This is a genomic window from Methanosarcina sp. UBA411 (assembly GCF_002495725.1).
Taxonomy (GTDB): Archaea; Halobacteriota; Methanosarcinia; order Methanosarcinales; family Methanosarcinaceae; genus Methanosarcina.
Genome location: NZ_DAGK01000035.1, coordinates 146,961 through 163,254, shown reverse-complemented (window position 1 = coordinate 163,254; position 16,294 = coordinate 146,961). Strand labels below are relative to the sequence as shown.

General features: G+C 42.1%; 16 protein-coding genes. 6 read left to right on the top strand and 10 right to left on the bottom strand.

The window, feature by feature from the left end:
* Positions 1-101 precede the first annotated feature (101 nt).
* Together BP861_RS15670 and BP861_RS15665 are read left to right on the top strand one after the other, a co-directional pair.
* A complete protein-coding gene (locus BP861_RS15670; protein ID WP_292376943.1) occupies positions 102-1,370 on the top strand; it encodes an S-layer protein domain-containing protein in 1,269 nt (422 codons plus the stop codon).
* A gap of 356 nt (positions 1,371-1,726) precedes the next feature.
* The gene (locus tag BP861_RS15665; RefSeq protein WP_292377022.1) at positions 1,727-2,527 is read left to right on the top strand and encodes a nitrilase-related carbon-nitrogen hydrolase; all 801 of its coding nucleotides are present in this window, start codon (positions 1,727-1,729) and stop codon (positions 2,525-2,527) included.
* 179 nt (positions 2,528-2,706) lie between these two features.
* On the opposite strand, the gene gatB is transcribed toward BP861_RS15665, so the two are convergent.
* The 8 genes from gatB to BP861_RS15625 all read right to left on the bottom strand — a co-directional run bounded on the left by gatB (position 2,707) and on the right by BP861_RS15625 (position 10,339).
* A complete protein-coding gene (gene gatB, locus BP861_RS15660) occupies positions 2,707-4,194 on the bottom strand; it encodes an Asp-tRNA(Asn)/Glu-tRNA(Gln) amidotransferase subunit GatB (protein ID WP_292376942.1) in 1,488 nt (495 codons plus the stop codon).
* The gene (gatA, locus tag BP861_RS15655) at positions 4,195-5,622 is read right to left on the bottom strand and encodes an Asp-tRNA(Asn)/Glu-tRNA(Gln) amidotransferase subunit GatA (RefSeq protein ID WP_292376941.1); all 1,428 of its coding nucleotides are present in this window, start codon (positions 5,620-5,622) and stop codon (positions 4,195-4,197) included.
* A 12-nt stretch (positions 5,623-5,634) separates the two neighbouring features.
* Positions 5,635-5,916, bottom strand: coding sequence for an Asp-tRNA(Asn)/Glu-tRNA(Gln) amidotransferase subunit GatC (gene gatC, locus BP861_RS15650; protein WP_292376940.1), 282 nt, complete (start codon positions 5,914-5,916; stop codon positions 5,635-5,637).
* A gap of 232 nt (positions 5,917-6,148) precedes the next feature.
* Positions 6,149-7,312, bottom strand: coding sequence for a Coenzyme F420 hydrogenase/dehydrogenase, beta subunit C-terminal domain (locus BP861_RS15645; protein ID WP_292376939.1), 1,164 nt, complete (start codon positions 7,310-7,312; stop codon positions 6,149-6,151).
* A 207-nt stretch (positions 7,313-7,519) separates the two neighbouring features.
* On the bottom strand, positions 7,520-8,596 hold the full coding sequence (gene priL / locus BP861_RS15640) for a DNA primase regulatory subunit PriL (RefSeq protein WP_292376938.1): 1,077 nt from the start codon (positions 8,594-8,596) through the stop codon (positions 7,520-7,522).
* Position 8,597: 1 nt separating this feature from the next.
* Positions 8,598-9,335, bottom strand: a complete 738-nt coding sequence (locus BP861_RS15635) for a DNA polymerase sliding clamp (RefSeq protein ID WP_292376937.1) — start codon at positions 9,333-9,335, stop codon at positions 8,598-8,600.
* 295 nt (positions 9,336-9,630) lie between these two features.
* Positions 9,631-9,945: a transcription factor S gene (locus tag BP861_RS15630; RefSeq protein WP_292376936.1), complete on the bottom strand. Its 315-nt coding sequence runs from the start codon at positions 9,943-9,945 to the stop codon at positions 9,631-9,633.
* Positions 9,923-10,339, bottom strand: a complete 417-nt coding sequence (locus BP861_RS15625; RefSeq protein WP_292376935.1) for an NUDIX hydrolase — start codon at positions 10,337-10,339, stop codon at positions 9,923-9,925. Before BP861_RS15625 ends, BP861_RS15630 begins: the two co-directional genes overlap by 23 nt.
* Before the next feature lie 613 nt (positions 10,340-10,952).
* On the opposite strand from BP861_RS15625, the gene artA reads away from it, so the two are divergent.
* From artA to BP861_RS15605, 4 genes are read left to right on the top strand one after another with little or no spacing between them, the layout of a single operon-like run.
* Positions 10,953-11,819 (top strand): archaeosortase A, encoded by an 867-nt coding sequence (gene artA, locus BP861_RS15620; RefSeq protein WP_292376934.1) that lies wholly within the window; start codon positions 10,953-10,955, stop codon positions 11,817-11,819.
* 5 nt (positions 11,820-11,824) lie between these two features.
* A complete protein-coding gene (locus BP861_RS15615; protein ID WP_292376933.1) occupies positions 11,825-12,448 on the top strand; it encodes a phosphatidylserine decarboxylase in 624 nt (207 codons plus the stop codon).
* Between the two features lie 2 nt (positions 12,449-12,450).
* Entirely contained in the window at positions 12,451-13,239 is a 789-nt protein-coding gene (locus BP861_RS15610; RefSeq protein WP_292376932.1) for an archaetidylserine synthase, read from the top strand.
* Between the two features lie 54 nt (positions 13,240-13,293).
* Entirely contained in the window at positions 13,294-13,662 is a 369-nt protein-coding gene (locus BP861_RS15605; RefSeq protein WP_292376931.1) for a dihydroneopterin aldolase family protein, read from the top strand.
* 204 nt (positions 13,663-13,866) lie between these two features.
* On the opposite strand, the gene hisC is transcribed toward BP861_RS15605, so the two are convergent.
* Both hisC and BP861_RS15595 read right to left on the bottom strand, forming a co-directional pair.
* Positions 13,867-14,967 carry a histidinol-phosphate transaminase gene (gene hisC, locus BP861_RS15600; RefSeq protein WP_292376930.1) on the bottom strand — a complete coding sequence of 367 codons (1,101 nt, stop codon included), beginning with the start codon at positions 14,965-14,967 and terminating at the stop codon, positions 13,867-13,869.
* Positions 14,948-16,159: an acetylornithine transaminase gene (locus BP861_RS15595; protein WP_292376929.1), complete on the bottom strand. Its 1,212-nt coding sequence runs from the start codon at positions 16,157-16,159 to the stop codon at positions 14,948-14,950. The genes hisC and BP861_RS15595 overlap by 20 nt, the downstream gene beginning before the upstream one ends.
* Positions 16,160-16,294 lie beyond the last annotated feature (135 nt).

Here is a 16,294-nt window from a genome sequence, read left to right as displayed (position 1 = left end):
ATTTTGAATAACAGAAAAAGGGCATAATAGCCTGAATTTCGCTTTCACGATAAAAGGCTGAATATAGAAAAACAAAAACTACTAACTAGTGGAGAATTTTTATGAACTTAAAAACATTTAATTCTTTAGCTCTGGCTATCTTTGTGCTAACGCTTATTCTGGCGCTAGCAGGAACGTGTGCAGCTATGTCGGTTGAAATAAGAGGTACACCCTTTGATACCGGAAGTACGGATGCGCAGAATATTTCGTGGGATTTCAGAAACTTCGGAGCCTTTTTCTTTGGTGCAAATAAGTACAGTAGTCTCATGAATGGGTCTGGAGAGCATCTTTATTTTGAGGACAAAGGAGACAGTCCTTCTCTTGGGAAAGATAATCCTTCAGCCAATATAATCGATGAGGGTGAACTCGTTTATACTGTCAAACAGCTCCCTTCGAAATATAGGGTATTTTCTGAAGAAGAAAATGTGACAAAGGTGTCTTTCTTTTATTCACTGCCGCTCTTTGGTAAACCATATTGTACTATTGATGATGATGCAACACAGCTCACTAAGATATTGTTCCAGCAGGATGAAAACGAAAAGATAACACTCAAGGAAGGAGAGAGTTGGGATATTGCCGGCGGATACAGCCTTACTCTGAACGGGATTGACATTGACGGTAATAAATGCTATTTTTCGCTTTACAGGAATAATACGGAGTTAGATACTGCTTTAGTCTCTGTGGACGGCACTATAGATGATAGGATATTTACTGCAGAAGATGAATTCGGGGATAACTCCTCACATATTTATTTCATTACCTTTGTAGACTCTATCTTTTCAGGTGCGGATGCAAATTTTGCAGTGTTCAAATATACCTGGCTGATAGATAAAGACAAGCCTCTTTCCATTAAGTCCGGGGATAAGTTTGGCAGTTTTGAAGTGGACCAGGCTCTTGAAAATCTGATAGTAATGTCAAATGCCAATTCCATAAAAATTAATCTTAATGCTGATAGCATGACTAACATTACGGATGAGTGGTATTTTAAGACCTCTGATGAGGGAAAAGGAAGTAATGGAGGATATGTAATCTATCCTGCAAAGACAATCGTTGTCGAAGAACAGCAGCCTGGTACTGCAGGAATGAATACTACACTGAACACATCCGGCAGCGTTCAAATGGAAGGGAAAAATAATACGCAGCCAGCTGTAGTGGTAGAAAATACCAGCGAGAAAAACAGAGAGACCTCTAATGAAAGTTATAAATCCTCCTCTGAAACCCCGGATGAAGCAGAAACACCTGTAACTGTTATCAATAAAGGTCCAGCAAGCTCTGGTTTTGGAGGATTTCTGTATACCATTCTCCCAATCCAGTATGGTTCATTATTTTAAAAGGAGTTGAATTTTAAGGAGTGCATTAAACTTTAAAACCCTCATAAAGTTCCTCCTTTTTTAATTTTTAAGTCAGTTTTTAAGTCGAATACGATTCTCTGTAGAGGTGAAGCCTTTTGATTTCTGCCTGTAATTTGAAATTTTGAGTTTTTTCGAGCTCATTTTTCGGAGTTTGAATGGTTTTGGCCTGCGTTTAATGGGTATTTGTTAGATTCGCCTATTTTACCTGTAAAAACTTGTTTTGCTTTTTTTCCGAGTTACTTATTGCCTGAATCGGGATCCTGACCTAAACTCTGAAATAGAGTAACTTTATGAAGTAAGGTAACTATACTTCGTGCAAGGAAAAAGTGACAACCATGAAAGCTGCCTGCATCCAGATGAATATCTCCCTTTGCTCAAAACAGGAAAACCTTGAGCGTGCCCTCTCTCTGGCAGAAGAAGCCGTCTCGAAAGAAGCTGAACTGCTCGTATTTCCGGAAGTTTTCTCAACCGGGTTTTGCTATGACCGCATAGCTGAGGTGGCTGAGTCTGTTTCCGGTCCCACTCTGGAAGCTTTATGTGATTTTTCAAAGGAACATGGATGTATTCTTGCAGGTTCAATGATAGAACAGAAAAAAAGGCAATTAATAGGTGCAGAAAAGCCATCTCCCTCTCAGTTCAACTTGGGTTTCTGCATCGAATCCGGAAAGCTAGCTGGCATCCACCGAAAAACCCAGCTTTACGGTCCTGAGAAAGAATATTTTGCATTTGGAGACCAGATACATCCTATTCAGCTTCAAAAATATGGGCTCTCCATAGGGCTCATGGTTTGTAACGAAATTAGGTATCCGGAAGTTGCACGAAAACTTGCCCTTGAAGGAGCAGACCTGCTGGTTTCAGCTGCCGACATTCCTGACTTTTATCTATATCCCTGGCGCATTATGTCCCTTTCTAGAGCAGTTGAAAACCAGCTACTACATATCGCCTGTAACAGAGTGGGAAATGATAAATACTCAACTTATCCAGGTGGCTCTCTTATTGCCGACGGATGGGGAAGGGTTCTGGCAGAAGCCGGAAAGGAAGAGTGTGCCCTCATTGCGGAAATTGATCTCGAGGAGGCAAAAGAGATCAGACAAACAGGTTCCATACTCGAAGACCGTAGACCTGACCTTTATTAATTTAATATTGAATTTACCATATATCTGACAAAAAAGTCTATAATAATGGATTAATCTAAAATCAAAGTTGAAAAATAAACCTAAATTACAAAAACAATCGTTTAGATAGTAAAAAATAACCAAATAAATAACTAAAATGACCAAATCATTTGAAAAATTAAAAGGTGAACCCTGCAGGGTTACCCTTTCAGCTCTTTAATTATCAGTTCGCGTGTCGTTTTTGCATCAGCCGTACCTTTTGTCTTTTTCATGACCTGTCCTACAAGGAAGTTCAGGGATTTTTCCGTGCCTCCAAGATAGTCCTGCACTGCCGCTTCATTCTCGGCGATTGTTTCGGCAATTGCTTTAGTCACCAGATCGTCTTCGGCTTTGAAAAGGCCTTTTTCTTCAATAATTTGGGATGGAGTCTTTTCCTCCGTAGTGTCCAGCATGGTTCGAATTACTTCAACGGCAGCCCTGTCACTGATTTTACCTTCGGCAAAGAGGTTAACCAGTTCTACCATATATGAAACTTTAAAGGAGTTCTTTATCTTCGGATCTTTTGCATGGATGAAACTTATCTTCTTCCCGTCATAAGAAGAGATTGCAAGGTCACGGTAATTTAATTCCCCAAGGAAAACATCAGCCGTCCATGTTGCTGCAATCTTTGGGTCCACGCCCTCTGCACAGACGTCTTCATAGAAATCGGCAAGCATAATCTTTGATGTCAGAGATTTTGCATGCATGTCCGTAATTCCGTACTGCTCTATGAAACGGGAACGTTTTGCGTCCGGAAGTTCAGGCAGAGTTTCCTTAATTGCAGGAATCCAATCTGTAATTTGCATAGGCATGAGGTCGGGTTCGCGGAAGTAGCGATAGTCTTCAGCTTCTTCTTTTGTCCTCATCGAGAGTGTTACGCCCCGGCCTTCGTCGTAATGGCGAGTCTCCTGTGAGACTTTTCCTCCACGTCGGATCACATTTTTCTGGCGCATGATCTCATAGAGAAGAGCTCTTTCAACTCCTTTATGAGAGGAAATGTTTTTGATCTCAACACGGGTACCCCAGTGGACCGAAACGTTTGCATCCACACGCATTGCTCCTTCCAGGTTTCCGTCAAAAACGTCCAGATACTCAAGGATGTTCCTGAACTTATCAAGGAACCTTCTTGCCTCTTTGGGGCTGCGCATATCGGGCTCTGTAACTGTCTCAATTAGAGGCATTCCCGATCTGTTGTAATCGATAAGAACACCTTTTGATTTCCCTATACTTCCGATGTGCACGAGTTTACCAGGATCTTCTTCCATATGGGCTCTTGTAATCCCTACCGCATGTTCCCCATCTTCTCCTTCAATTACGACTTTTCCATTGCTCACGATTGGGAAATCGTACTGGGTGATCTGGAAACCTTTGGGAAGATCAGGGTAGAAATAGTTCTTCCTGTGGAACTGCGTCTCTTCTGCAATCTCTCCCTCAAGGGCAAGCCCCACTTTAATTGCTGCTTCCACTGCTTTTTTGTTCAGCACAGGCAGTGTTCCCGGAAGGCCCAGGCAAACCGGACAGGTATGAGTATTGGGAGCGGCATTGTGATAGTCTGTAGAACAGCCGCAGAACATCTTGGTTTTAAGCTTATTCAGCTGAATATGGATTTCAAGCCCGATTCTTACCCCGTCAGGGTTTTCATAGACCATTTATGCCACCTCCGGAGGTCTCTTTGTGTGATAATCGGTATTCTGTTCGAAAGTGTATGCTGCATGCAGTACAGCAGGCTCGTCAAAGGGTTTGCCAATTATCTGAAGCCCTATCGGAAGATCGTCCGTAAAGCCGCAAGGCACGGAAATTGAGGGTACACCTGCAAGGTTAATCGGGCAGGTATTTACGTCCGAGAGATAGAGGGTAAGCGGATCTTCAATTTTTTCTCCTATTTTGAAAGCAGGGTTCGGCATAGTTGGAGCCATAAGGAGATCAACTTTTGAAAGAGCACTATCAAAGTCCTGCTTCACAAGAGTCCTGACCTTCAGGGCTTTTAAATAATACTTGTCATGGTATCCTGCTGAAAGAGCATAGGTTCCAAGGAGAATTCTTCTTTTCGCTTCTGTCCCAAAGCCCTCAGCTCTTGTCTTCGAAACCATGGCATGCCAGTTTTCGCCGTTCTCTCTAAGTCCGTAACGTGTTCCGTCGAAACGGGCAAGGTTTGAAGAAGCTTCACTCATTGCAATGATATAATATGAAGCAAGGGCATACTTTATGTGGGGCATAGAGACCTCTTCCCAGGTTGCTCCAAGGTCTTCATATTTGTGTATGGCATTCCATACGGCTTTCTCAACGTCTGGATGTATGCCTTCTCCGAAAAACTCTTTCGGGACACCAATTTTGAGTCCTTTTACATCTTCGACAAGGGCTTTCTGGTATTCGGTTTTACTGTCAATTGAAGTGGAATCTCTGCGGTCGTAGCCGGCTATAACATCCATCAGCACTGCAATGTCTCTTACATTGTTTGCAAGAGGTCCTACCTGTTCAAGAGAGTTTGCATAAGCCACTACTCCATACCTTGAAACTGCTCCATATGTTGGTTTAAGCCCGACTACTCCGCAGAAAGCTGCAGGGCAGCGTACGGATCCCCCTGTATCCGAGCCGAGAGAAAAAGGAGCTTCTCCTGCTGCAACAACTGCTGCACTGCCTCCGGAAGACCCGCCAGGTACTCTTTCAAGGTCCCAGGGGTTTGCAGTCGGCCCAAAATAGCTGGTTTCCGTAGAAGAGCCCATAGCAAACTCATCCATATTGGTTTTTCCTAGGATTACAGCACCTGCAGCAAGAAGTTTTTCGATAACATGAGCATTGAATGGTGGAGCATAGCCCTCCAGAATTTTCGAACCACAGCTGTTTGGCAGTCCGACTACGGAAATATTATCCTTTATTGCAATTGGCACGCCTGCAAGAGGGCCGTCATGTCCCTCAGCATCAATTTTCTTTGCCTGCTCAAGGGCTTTTTCAGAGACTTTTATATAACCATTAATTTTGCTTTTTTCTATAACTTCGAGGTAGTGAGCTGTTACTTCTTCGGCTGAACTTTCTTCTATTTTCTCTTTTACCTGTGCAACACTCATCCATTTTGCCATCAAAAATCCTCCTCAGCCGATTTTCGGAACCCTGAAAGTTCCATCCTGTTTGTGTTCGGTGTTTGCAAGAACGACTTCCTGTGGGAGGGATTCTTCTACCACATCCTCCCTGAATACGTTATAAATCTCAGCCACGTGATAAGTGGGAGCTACATCTTCGGTCGGCAATTCATCAATCTGTCCGAAGTATCCCAGCACTGAATTAAGTTTTTCCATGTATTCGACGGTTTCCTGTTCGCTGATATCAATGCGAGCAAGCCAGCCGATGTGTTCTACATCTTCTTTTGTGATCATGAAAGTTCCTCAAAAATAGAATGATCCCGAATAGAATGCTATTGGTTGCTTCATAATAGAAACAGGTTAATGGGATAAATATATATTCATCTCCCCCTGCATTCGTTTCCGCTCCCAATTGTTACCCAAGTTCCATCTTGGGAGGACGGTACATTTTCTTTTTGCTAAAGAGTGTTGATTTATGGGTAACTTTAATTTGGATGTGATGGCAGCAGTGCATTAGCACTTGTTATTACTTTTTCTGTCTTCTATTAAGATCGTACATCTGGACTTTTTTCATTTTTGCGAGATTGAGTACTTTTTCAAGTTCATTGTCGGCAAGATCTCTAGCCTCTATGTAGCCGCTGTCTACGGCTTCGTTGAATATTTCGTATCCCAGGGCTGAGCGAGCAAGGACTGTAGTCCAGCCTCTGGGGCTGCCAACTCCACCAAAGGAGATATCCGAATTTTCGGCGGTAAGATCCGTACAAAAACGACAGGAAGAACTCCTATATTCGTCAAACTCACTGAGTTCAAAAATTTGTTGTTTTCCGTCCTTCAGAGTAACCTCAAACTTTCCTTTCCGAATTTTCATGGCATCTACGTTTTCCAGCGTGATTCCATAACTTTCAAGTACTGATTTAATTCCCTCATAGGAGAAGGTGTCCATGCAAAAGAGCCCGAGTTTGAGAACCTTTGCTCTCATGAAAAGATGTAGAAATCCATAGGAACTTTTTTGCATTTTAGTGACTGCATCAATATTACAGCTTGTCCCTACGAAGGCAATGCTGTTCATTCCCTGCTTAATTGCACTCATAAGAGCTTCAAGCGTCATTGAGTGGGAATAAATACTGCCGCTACTCTCAAGGATCTCTTCCCTTGTCTTCGCAACTATCGGTACAGGTTTCCAGGTTTCCTCTTTTGAGTGGGTGGTGACCACGGCAGCGTCAATCAATCCCTCATCAAGGGCGTACAAAAGCAAGGATGTCACAACTCCACCATCCTGTCCTTTTATTTCGGGAATAGCAGATCTTGCTGCATATGAGAAGCGAAAACTTCCTATAAGTCCCTCTTCTGTGGTGATGGTTCTCGGACACTGGTAGTAGCAGACCCCACAGGCTTTACAAGGCCCTACCAGCTTTGGTGCGCCATCCTCTATTGTTATATACTCGCAACTTGCTGCGCAGGCTCCACAGAGCGTACATATACCTGGTTTTATAATGTCCTTTTTTAATTTTCCAAAGGAAATTCTCTCTTTCTCGCTAAGATTTCGCTTGAGCCGGATTACACTTTTTTCTAGAGCATCGAATTTCTGTTTACATTCGGGACTGCAGAAATAATAGCTCTTTCCCCCATAGTACGAAAAATATTCAGTATTCTCAGATATTATTTTCTTGCAGATAGGATCAAGTGGCATTAAAAGCCTCCGAAGAAGATTACGCAAACAATTTTAGAAAACAACATAAATGCCATCAAATGCGTGACTCCCGCACGAATTTGATGCTATCCTTAAAGGAGATTGATCTTGTACCAATCAAGTCAATAATTAATATTAAAAGAGTATAATTAATATATATCTTTTTATAATTATAAAATATCTGATTTTATGCCTTTTCTTTTCCCTTTACTTTTCTTCTTGTTTTTCCTTTCCTCTTTCCTCTTCTTCCTGTTTTTCCTTTCCTTTTTCCTTTTCTCTATTTTTTAGATATAATTTTTTCTCGTAATACGCTAGAGGATGATTGATTTTCTCACACAATCTGTCTCTTCCTATGCAGTTGCCATAGGTTCTCATCGTATCACACGCAGGAGGCTTGTATATATTCCCTGTTGCGCCTGCAATATGTTCTATTTGATAAAGGGTAGTTTCCGCATCAAAATCAGGAGAGACATTGAAGAGGTTAAGAATTTCATCCACTGACATTCCTACACTGAGCAGGAAGGAAGTCATGGCAAAACGCATAGAATGGGCAAGGTTCACTCCACCCTGTACGTTTGCAAGGGCATGGGATATACAGGGGGGAAAGAGTTCTGGTTCCACTGCGCCAAAGTCTGTTGCTCCGAATTTTTTCTTGTGTATCTCAAAATGGTCTTTTATTTCAGCAACATAAGGAGCGCAGAAACTTGAGATTTCAGAAGGGATTTTAGGAGCAGGAAACGATTTTTCTATTCTTTCTTTGATCGCTTCTTGAAGAAGTCTTACGAAGTCCTTTTTCGTAACTACGACCATTCCGGATTTAAGTTGTCTATTTGTTAATTTCCATATGGGTTCCCTTATTGAAGAAGAGAAGCGTATATAATCTGCAAAATGCATACTGAAATGTAATTCTTCAGCTTCTGCTTGAATCCCAAAATCTTCCCCAAATTCAAGCAAAAAATCAGTACTTTCTTTTTCGAGCCATTTTAAGGCTGCTTCTGCCTCTTTAAGGGCATATCGCTTGGTAAATAACTGATCATCTACGCAAGCGACCAGAATTTGAGCAAAAGGATAAGAGAGAGTTTCGGAAAGAAGCCAGCTTTCATCTTTTGTCAGCGATTTTTCAATCTCTCCCTCGATGGATTGCATTACTCTTTCCATCCCGCGAGCTCGAGATCTCCGAAAGGCTGGAGAGTTAAGTAAACTCTCTAACGAAACTCCAAGGCTTTCTACATAAGCAGATACTTCTGAAGCAAATGGGTAAAGAGCTATGTGTTCCTCGTCCATCTCAGTCCGACTCAATTCTTGGAGCCAGGAGGTAAGAAATCCTTCCTGCACCGTTTGCAATTTCGAAATCTATGAGTATTGGGAAGTCTTTTCCAAGGGAGAGAGTAACCTCATTTACTTTGTTTGTGGGCTTGACTATATCGGTCAGATAGTCCAGAGAGAAAAGAGAACAGGCTTCACCTGCCTTAAGATCAATTAGCTGGTCTCTGCCCATCTCCAAACGAACCTGGTCGGTATCGCCTTTTGCTTCCATGTAAAAAGTATCGTCAGAAACTCCCATAAGCATATGGTCGCTTATCTTTTCTGCAGCTTTCACAGCACGTCTGAGATCTGCACCGTTCAGGACGACTTTGGCAGGCAACTCGAGCTGGGGAACTCTTGGTTCTGCCCTAATAGTAGAAGGATCGAGAAGAGAAAGTGTATAAGACAGCCCTCCGACATCAATCAGGAGTTTATGATTCCCTTCTTCAAGTTCCATCTGGACTGTGTCGTTCTTATCTGCAATTCCCAGCAGGTCCATAATCTTGTTCAGGTCGACTCCGATTTCACATTCATCAGCATCATATTCATCGAAAGCTGATGATCCAAGCTCAAAAATTCCCATTGCAACATTGGCAGGATCAACGGCTTTTACCGAAATACCTTCAGGTTTTATCTTGAATCTAACCTCATCTACAATTACAGCCAGTGCGGCAACCGCATCTTTCAGAAGCTCTGCATTAATTGCTGCCTTGAACATAATTCTTCTCCAATAAATAAATTTAAGTCTTAGACTCTTTATTACTCTTGAGATATAAATTCCTTTACAGATTCGGAAATTCTCACTCTATTTGAAGAGTAAGCTCTCCGAATAAGGTTAAATGGGTTTCTGGAATCGGAAAAATCATTAGATTCAAACTCCCGGCAACTATATAAATCTTGGTCAGAAAACAGGATGGCTTCAGGCTCTGCTTGAGGCAGAAAGGAAGCTGTAGCCTGATAAATCTACTTTTCCGGGAAATGTGTGCTTTTCAAGAGTTGATAGAAGAGCAATTTCAGTCGTATTCTCTCCAAGTAAATCCGCATTTCGTACATTTAAAGAAGCGAGTTTCGGATTCGTCAGCAGACCTAAGCTGTCTGAGCCACCAGGCTGCGGTATTATTTCCGCACTCTGGGCATTTTGCATTTGTTGTCGGTAGACCTGAAGTCTGTTCCCCTTCCAGAACTACGATTTCACGGTCATCAATCTTAGCTTTAGAAACAAAACTTTTTTCATCATTTTTTATTGGTATTATGTTTCCGCATTTTCTACACTCAAAATTACCGTTTTTAGGAAACATCATACTTTTACATTTGGGACAGAATTGCATTAATATCACTTTTTGCATCGTTTATAATTTTATTATGGTCAAAAGCCAGTTCAGGAATAGAATCAAGCTCAAAAAGATCAACGGACTCCGCATCAGATCCTGATTTTAGCTCTCCGAATCCCTTTGCGAGATAGCATACAGAAACTGTATGTCCTCTGGGGTCGCGGTGAGGATCGGAATAAACCCCTGCAAGTTTGATAAGCTCTACAGAAAGGCCTGTTTCTTCAAAAGCTTCCCTAGCTGCTGCTTTTTCGGTACTTTCTCCGATCTCTACAAAACCGCCAGGAAGTGCAAATTTTCCCTGATATGGGGGATTCTTTCTCTTCACGAGTACAAGCCTGTTTTTAAAGAGGATTATGGTATCAACGGTTAAACTAGGAGTTTGAGGTTTCATAAAACGCCTTCGCATTTCCTTTCCGGGAGATCTTTTTTCCGCCACCAATCCCTTTTGAATTAGCTTTTTTGGCAAGAACGCCAGAATAGAATAATATTAGTATTGTGCATAACGTAGAAATTCTTCATCTTATTTCAATTTTGACATTGTAAGTCTAGTTTCTATCACGCAGAAAAATCCCTTATGCGGTTGCTTCTATTAAATGTTTCCCTTTTATAGAAACAGGAGTTTATTTCCTATTTCTGAAATCTCTCAATCTTTACTTTTATATATATTAGAACATTTTGTAACGTTCTGTTTGTGACGTTATTCTTCTATAATAGGAATCTATTATCTTATTTACAGGCTTAACCACTCTCTATCAATATCTTAACGGAGGTAATATTTTTATATCTCATTAATATGGGAAGTAAAATCCATAACCTTTGAGTTCCTAAATACTAGACTATGAACTAACGAACTTACTAGATTTATATGAAAATCTATTAATTATTTAGATAATTTCATTCGTCACTTTCCAGAAACTTCATAACTTGCCAGAGACTTTCTTAGCTTTCAGAAACAGGATAATCTTCAGAACTAAACTTTACTCTGGCAAAAGAGGTCGTGAAAAATGATAGAAAGTATACTATGGCTCGCAGTCGGGTTAATGGTTACGTCATCCGTCATCCCCAGAACTCTCAGGGTTCGTAAACTTGTCGGAGGGATTGGATGGGGCGTATTTTCCATCCACTGGAGCTATCAGCCTCTCCATTATCTCAAAATCATGGACTATGCCAATGTGCTCCTAACAATAGTAGTAACCCTATTTTGTCTACTTGTAGCGTACATCATGTTTCTGGAGTACAGAAAAGGCCCAATAAAAATAAGAAATAATAGAGAGGTACTGCATTCAACATCAGCCCAGGGTGAGGCTGATTCTCTTGACGTAACCTCGATGCTTACAAGTGCCAGTGCACTAGGAGCTCTTGTCTATTTCCCGTTTGCGAATATTGACTCTCTAAACACTTGGATTATAGGAGGAGTTACTTCTCAGGTTTTCTGGGTTCTCCAATATTTCGACGTCCCTGCATACATGAAAGCCTGGAATATGATTACACTTAACGGATATACAGTTGAGATTATTCTTGCCTGTACGGCAATTGAAAGCATTGCTCTCTTTATGGGTCTTATAGGTGCAGTAAGAGCTCCCCTTAACCGCCTGGCTATGGCTTTTATCGTGTCAGTGCCAGTGATCTATATACTTAATCTTATCAGGGACATTTTCGTGGTAGTTGCTTATGGAGAGCAATGGTTTGGGGCTGATAGCTTTATAATTGCGCATAATTATATTGCAAAGGCAGGTTCAGGTATTGCCCTCTTTATAATTTCATATGTAGTACTCCAGATTCTGCCTGAATTGTTTGAAATGATTGATGGCCTTTGGGTCATATTTTCTAAAGAATTGAGATCCCTTCTGCGCAAGTCTGGAGGAGACTGAGGTCAATGCTTGCAAAAGGATCGGAACCCTGGCTTTTTACCGCTGCGCTTGTTACTGCACTGTTTGCCATCCTTTCCAAGGCAATGAACAGCTCCAATTTAAACTACGCTGCTTACATAGCAATGGCAATGACTTTCTTTATGGTTCTTTTTTTCAGAGATCCTGAAAGAAAGGTAGAAGTTTCGGACACTTATATGATTTCACCGGCCGATGGTACTGTCATAGACATTCGAGGCCGGAAAGTCTGTATTTTCATGTTTCTCCAGAATGTACATGTAAATAGAGCTCCGATTTCGGGAACGATCAGGGAAATAACTTACAAGAAAGGCGGATATCTTCCTGCTTACTGGAAAGACTCTGAAAGAAACGAAAGGAACGAGTTTATTATTCACAGCAAGTATGGGGATGTCAGTGTCATACAGATTGCAGGCACAATTGCCAGACGAATCGTCTCCTATCCTCAAGTAAACGATAGTATCGAGCAGGGACAGCGTATCGGAATGATTCGCTTCGGGTCAAGAGTTGACGTAACAATCCCTCACAACTTCGAAATTATAGTACGGAAAGGAGAGCGGGTACTTGCAGGCAAAACCGTTATAGCGACAATAAAAAATGACAGGGATTTTTGAACATGAACGTATTTCAAATGTTAAGACTCCCGGACCTGGTCTCTCTTTTGAACCTTATCTGTGGAATTAGCTCAATTGCGGTAGCTGCTCAGGCTACAGTCCAGGTTGCCACATTCCAAACGGCGGCAGCCCAGGATGGTTTTGCCCTTGCTTTGATCTTACTTCTTATCGCAGCAATTGCAGATGGGGCGGATGGGTACATAGCCAGGCGATTTAAAGGAGGAGAACTCGGGGAACAACTTGATTCCCTGGCAGATGCGGTTTCTTTTGGGGTGGCTCCGGCTCTTCTCGTATACCTGCAGTTCGGACAAATAAATCCTCTTGTCGGAGAACAAGACCCTCTTATTGCGGTATTTCCGGCTTTTTATGCTATCTGCGGAGTACTCAGGCTTGCACGCTTCAATTCCATGGCTTCCAGTAAAACGGGATTTGAAGGTCTTCCAATAACTGCAGGATGCGTTATGCTTGTTACATACATGTTACTGAGCGAAAACCTTGTCAAAATAGACTTCCTCTTAGCGTTGACCCTTGGTCTTTCTATTCTTATGGTGAGTTCAGTAAATTATCCGAAGATCAGGAATGCCAGGGTTCTCGCTTTTATAGCCTCCATTTTCGGGATAACAATGCTTCTCTACCTGTATAATGTCGAATATATGCGGATTTTCTCGATCCTACCTTTTATCCTCATGTTGACGTACATTTTCTCTCCCTTTTTCAAGGTCCCTCTATTAAGCAACCTGGGTAGTAAGGAATATCGAAATAAAGGACTGAGAGCAGGGAAAGAAAAGTAATAAAACCAGTTTATCTGAGACATACACTATGAGTTCCCGAAGGGAGTGATTTATTTGGTTCAAGAAAAAGTAACTGACAGAGATAACGCACTTTTTGAGGCAGGAATAAAACTAGGAGCTCTTTATCACCAATTTACGGGCTCTCCTGTAAATTTGAACACTGTTTCAAGCCTTGAGCAGGCTATCCAGGAAAGCATTTCAGTCCAGCCTTATGTGGAAGATATTTCCGTAAAAATCGACAGGGATATGTTGAGAAGCAAGCTGAACGACGAATTCGGTTATTCTGAACTTCAGGGGCCTATGCTTAAAGTAAAAATCACTGTAAGATACGACTCTTCAAGGATAAAAGTCGGAATGGAATACGACCCGGAACTGAGTTATCCGCTGATGAAAATTATAGAAATCGAAGAGGTAAACGTTTAAGATAAATAGCCTCTAAAATAAAGACCAAAGTGTTAAAATATGGAAAAATATGGATCAAATTGGACAATATAGTAAAGTAGGAAACAGAGCTTAATACAAAAAGTAGAATTTAATAAAAAGTATAATTCAATAAAAAGTAGAATTTAATATAAAAAATGGAACTTAATGTAAAAAGTAGAACTTAAAGTAAAGAAATAGAGGTTTTTAAACCTCACACTTTACTGTTTCAAAAGCCCTGATAACTTTTTCATTTTGATCCGGAGTCCCGACCGTTACCCTGATAAGAGTATCTCCAGCTTCCCTGAATGAGTCACAGGAACGTACAATGATTCCTTTTTTCATGAGGCTCTGTGTAACGGTTTTTGCTTTCAAGGGGGCAACATCCACAAGTACGAAGTTTGCCTGGGAAGGATAAATCTTAAAAGAAATTTTTTCTCTAAGATACTCTCTGCCCTGTCTTGCGATTTCTATACTCTTTCTCAGGTGTTCAGCATCCGAAAGGGCGGCTACTCCTGCTTTTAAAGCCGGAAGACTTACTGAAAACGGAGTTGCTGCCCTTATATACTCTTTTGCCAGCCACTCAGGCATGATCCCGTAACCCAGGCGCAGGCCTGCAAGCCCGAATACCTTAGAAAAGGTTCGGCCCACAACAAGGTTATCATATTCCCTTACAAGCCCTGCAAGGTTCCTGTCAGCAAATTCAACATATGCCTCGTCAACGAATACAAGAGCCCTGGTATTTTCAAGGATTTTCCTCAGATCAGCTTCGGGAAGGAGGTTGCCTGAAGGGTTATTAGGAGAGCATAGGAAGATTATTTTTGTCCTGCTGGACTCGGCTTCCAGAAGCTTTTCAGGATCAATCGAGAAATCCTGGTTTCTTCTTACAAAGACCGGCTTTCCTCCGCATGCTCGTGCCGGAAGCTCGTAATAGGCAAAAGTCGGAGTAGGGACAATGACTTCGTCTCCTTTTTCAATAATCAGCCTGCAAAGCCCATCTAGAAGCCCGTCCATTCCTGGTCCTGAGGCTATGAGGTTTGAAATCGGGAAGCCTGTGTATTTTGAGAGAGCCTCCTTGAGTTCTATCGCGTCTGCTGAAGGGTAAATATTTGCACAGGGAGCGGTGTCCACCAGGGCCTGAACAGCCTTTGAAGAGGGCCCGAGGGGGTTTTCGTTTGAGCCGAGTTTGATGATTGAAGCCGGATCAAGCCCGTAGGCAGAAGCTATTTCTTCTATGGATTTCCCTGGAACGTACTCTGCGATATCAAAGATTTCTTTTTTTATCAGTTCAGGCCTGCTCAAGAACATCAACTACCGTATCGATCTGTTCTTTCGTAATCACAAGTGGAGGAACCAGACGGAGCACCGAGTCAGAAGTACAATTTATGAGTACTCCATATTCCCTTGCAAAATCCACAAATTTGCTGCAGGGATATTTTATCTCAACTCCTATCATGAGCCCTTTCCCGCGGACATCTACAATATCTTCCCTGTCCATGTTCCTGAGCTTTCCCATGAAATAAGCCCCATTTTCTTTTGAGCGCTTAAGGAGGCCCTCTTCCTTAATTGCCTCAATCGAAGCGAGTGCAGCTGCGCAGGCAAGTGGCCCGCCTCCGAAAGTAGAAGCGTGCTGTCCACGCCCAAAGCTGAGCCCGTCCCTAGCCGCGATAGCACCCATTGGAACGCCTCCACCTATTGCTTTTGCCATACTCATGATATCGGGTTCCACACCGAACTGTTCTTTACAGAACCATGTGCCTGTCCTTCCAAAGCCTGTCTGCACCTCGTCAAAGATAAGGAAAGTTCCAGTTTCATCACAGATTTCCCTGACTTCTTTGAGGTATTCAGGATCCGGGATATTAACCCCGCCTTCTCCCTGAATGGGCTCAAGGATCACTGCAGCCGTGTTTTCCGAAATAGCCTGCCTGATAGCATCAGCATCGGAGTACGGGACAAAAGTAGTCTCGGAACTCACAGGCGGCATGAAAGGGTCTCTGTACATGCTCTTGTGGGTTACGCTGAGCGATCCTATTGTCCTGCCGTGAAAGGAGTGTTCAGCAGCTACAAAGGCGCTTTTTCCGGAAGCCAGACGGGCTAGTTTCATTGCAGCCTCCACGGCTTCAGCCCCGGAATTACAGAAAAAAACGCGTTCCATACCTGTAACCGAGACCAGGGCTTCTGCGAGTTCGGCCTGAATTTCAGTATAATAGAGGTTAGAAACGTGCAGCAGTTTCTCAGCCTGGGCCTGGATTGCCCTGACAACTGTTGGGTGGCAGTGCCCAACATTGTTTACTGCAATTCCTGCTACACAGTCAATGTACTCTTTTCCGTAAATGTCCTTGACAATTGCTCCCTTTCCTTCTGAGAGTACAAGGGGCTGACGCCCATAGGTCTGCATTACATATTTTGAATCTTTTTCTACAATTGAATCGTATTTCGCCTGCAGATTCTCAGGCTCTGTAGCCTGTAAATTTTCAGGCTCTATAACATTCTCTGTCAATTGGATCCCTTCATGAAATTTGCTACTTTAAACTGATTGGAATGTTTAACGAATTAAAGGATGAATATTTTTGAATTCAAGTTTGGTTTTGAGTTTCAAGTTTGGTTTTGAGTTATATCTAAATCTGGAGGCCGT

Bases quoted from the DNA above. Each gene is read 5' to 3' on its own strand.
- BP861_RS15635 (WP_292376937.1), bottom strand. From the start codon at position 9,335: ATGTTCAAGGCAGCAATTAATGCAGAGCTTCTGAAAGATGCGGTTGCC.
- BP861_RS15615 (WP_292376933.1), top strand. From the start codon at position 11,825: ATGCTTGCAAAAGGATCGGAACCCTGGCTTTTTACCGCTGCGCTTGTT.
- BP861_RS15625 (WP_292376935.1), bottom strand. From the start codon at position 10,339: ATGAAACCTCAAACTCCTAGTTTAACCGTTGATACCATAATCCTCTTT.
- BP861_RS15665 (WP_292377022.1), top strand. From the start codon at position 1,727: ATGAAAGCTGCCTGCATCCAGATGAATATCTCCCTTTGCTCAAAACAG.
- gatC (WP_292376940.1), bottom strand. From the start codon at position 5,916: ATGATCACAAAAGAAGATGTAGAACACATCGGCTGGCTTGCTCGCATT.
- BP861_RS15610 (WP_292376932.1), top strand. From the start codon at position 12,451: ATGAACGTATTTCAAATGTTAAGACTCCCGGACCTGGTCTCTCTTTTG.
- hisC (WP_292376930.1), bottom strand. From the start codon at position 14,967: ATGTTCTTGAGCAGGCCTGAACTGATAAAAAAAGAAATCTTTGATATC.
- priL (WP_292376938.1), bottom strand. From the start codon at position 8,596: ATGGACGAGGAACACATAGCTCTTTACCCATTTGCTTCAGAAGTATCT.
- artA (WP_292376934.1), top strand. From the start codon at position 10,953: ATGATAGAAAGTATACTATGGCTCGCAGTCGGGTTAATGGTTACGTCA.
- BP861_RS15645 (WP_292376939.1), bottom strand. From the start codon at position 7,312: ATGCCACTTGATCCTATCTGCAAGAAAATAATATCTGAGAATACTGAA.
- gatA (WP_292376941.1), bottom strand. From the start codon at position 5,622: ATGGCAAAATGGATGAGTGTTGCACAGGTAAAAGAGAAAATAGAAGAA.
- gatB (WP_292376942.1), bottom strand. From the start codon at position 4,194: ATGGTCTATGAAAACCCTGACGGGGTAAGAATCGGGCTTGAAATCCAT.
- BP861_RS15670 (WP_292376943.1), top strand. From the start codon at position 102: ATGAACTTAAAAACATTTAATTCTTTAGCTCTGGCTATCTTTGTGCTA.
- BP861_RS15630 (WP_292376936.1), bottom strand. From the start codon at position 9,945: ATGCAATTCTGTCCCAAATGTAAAAGTATGATGTTTCCTAAAAACGGT.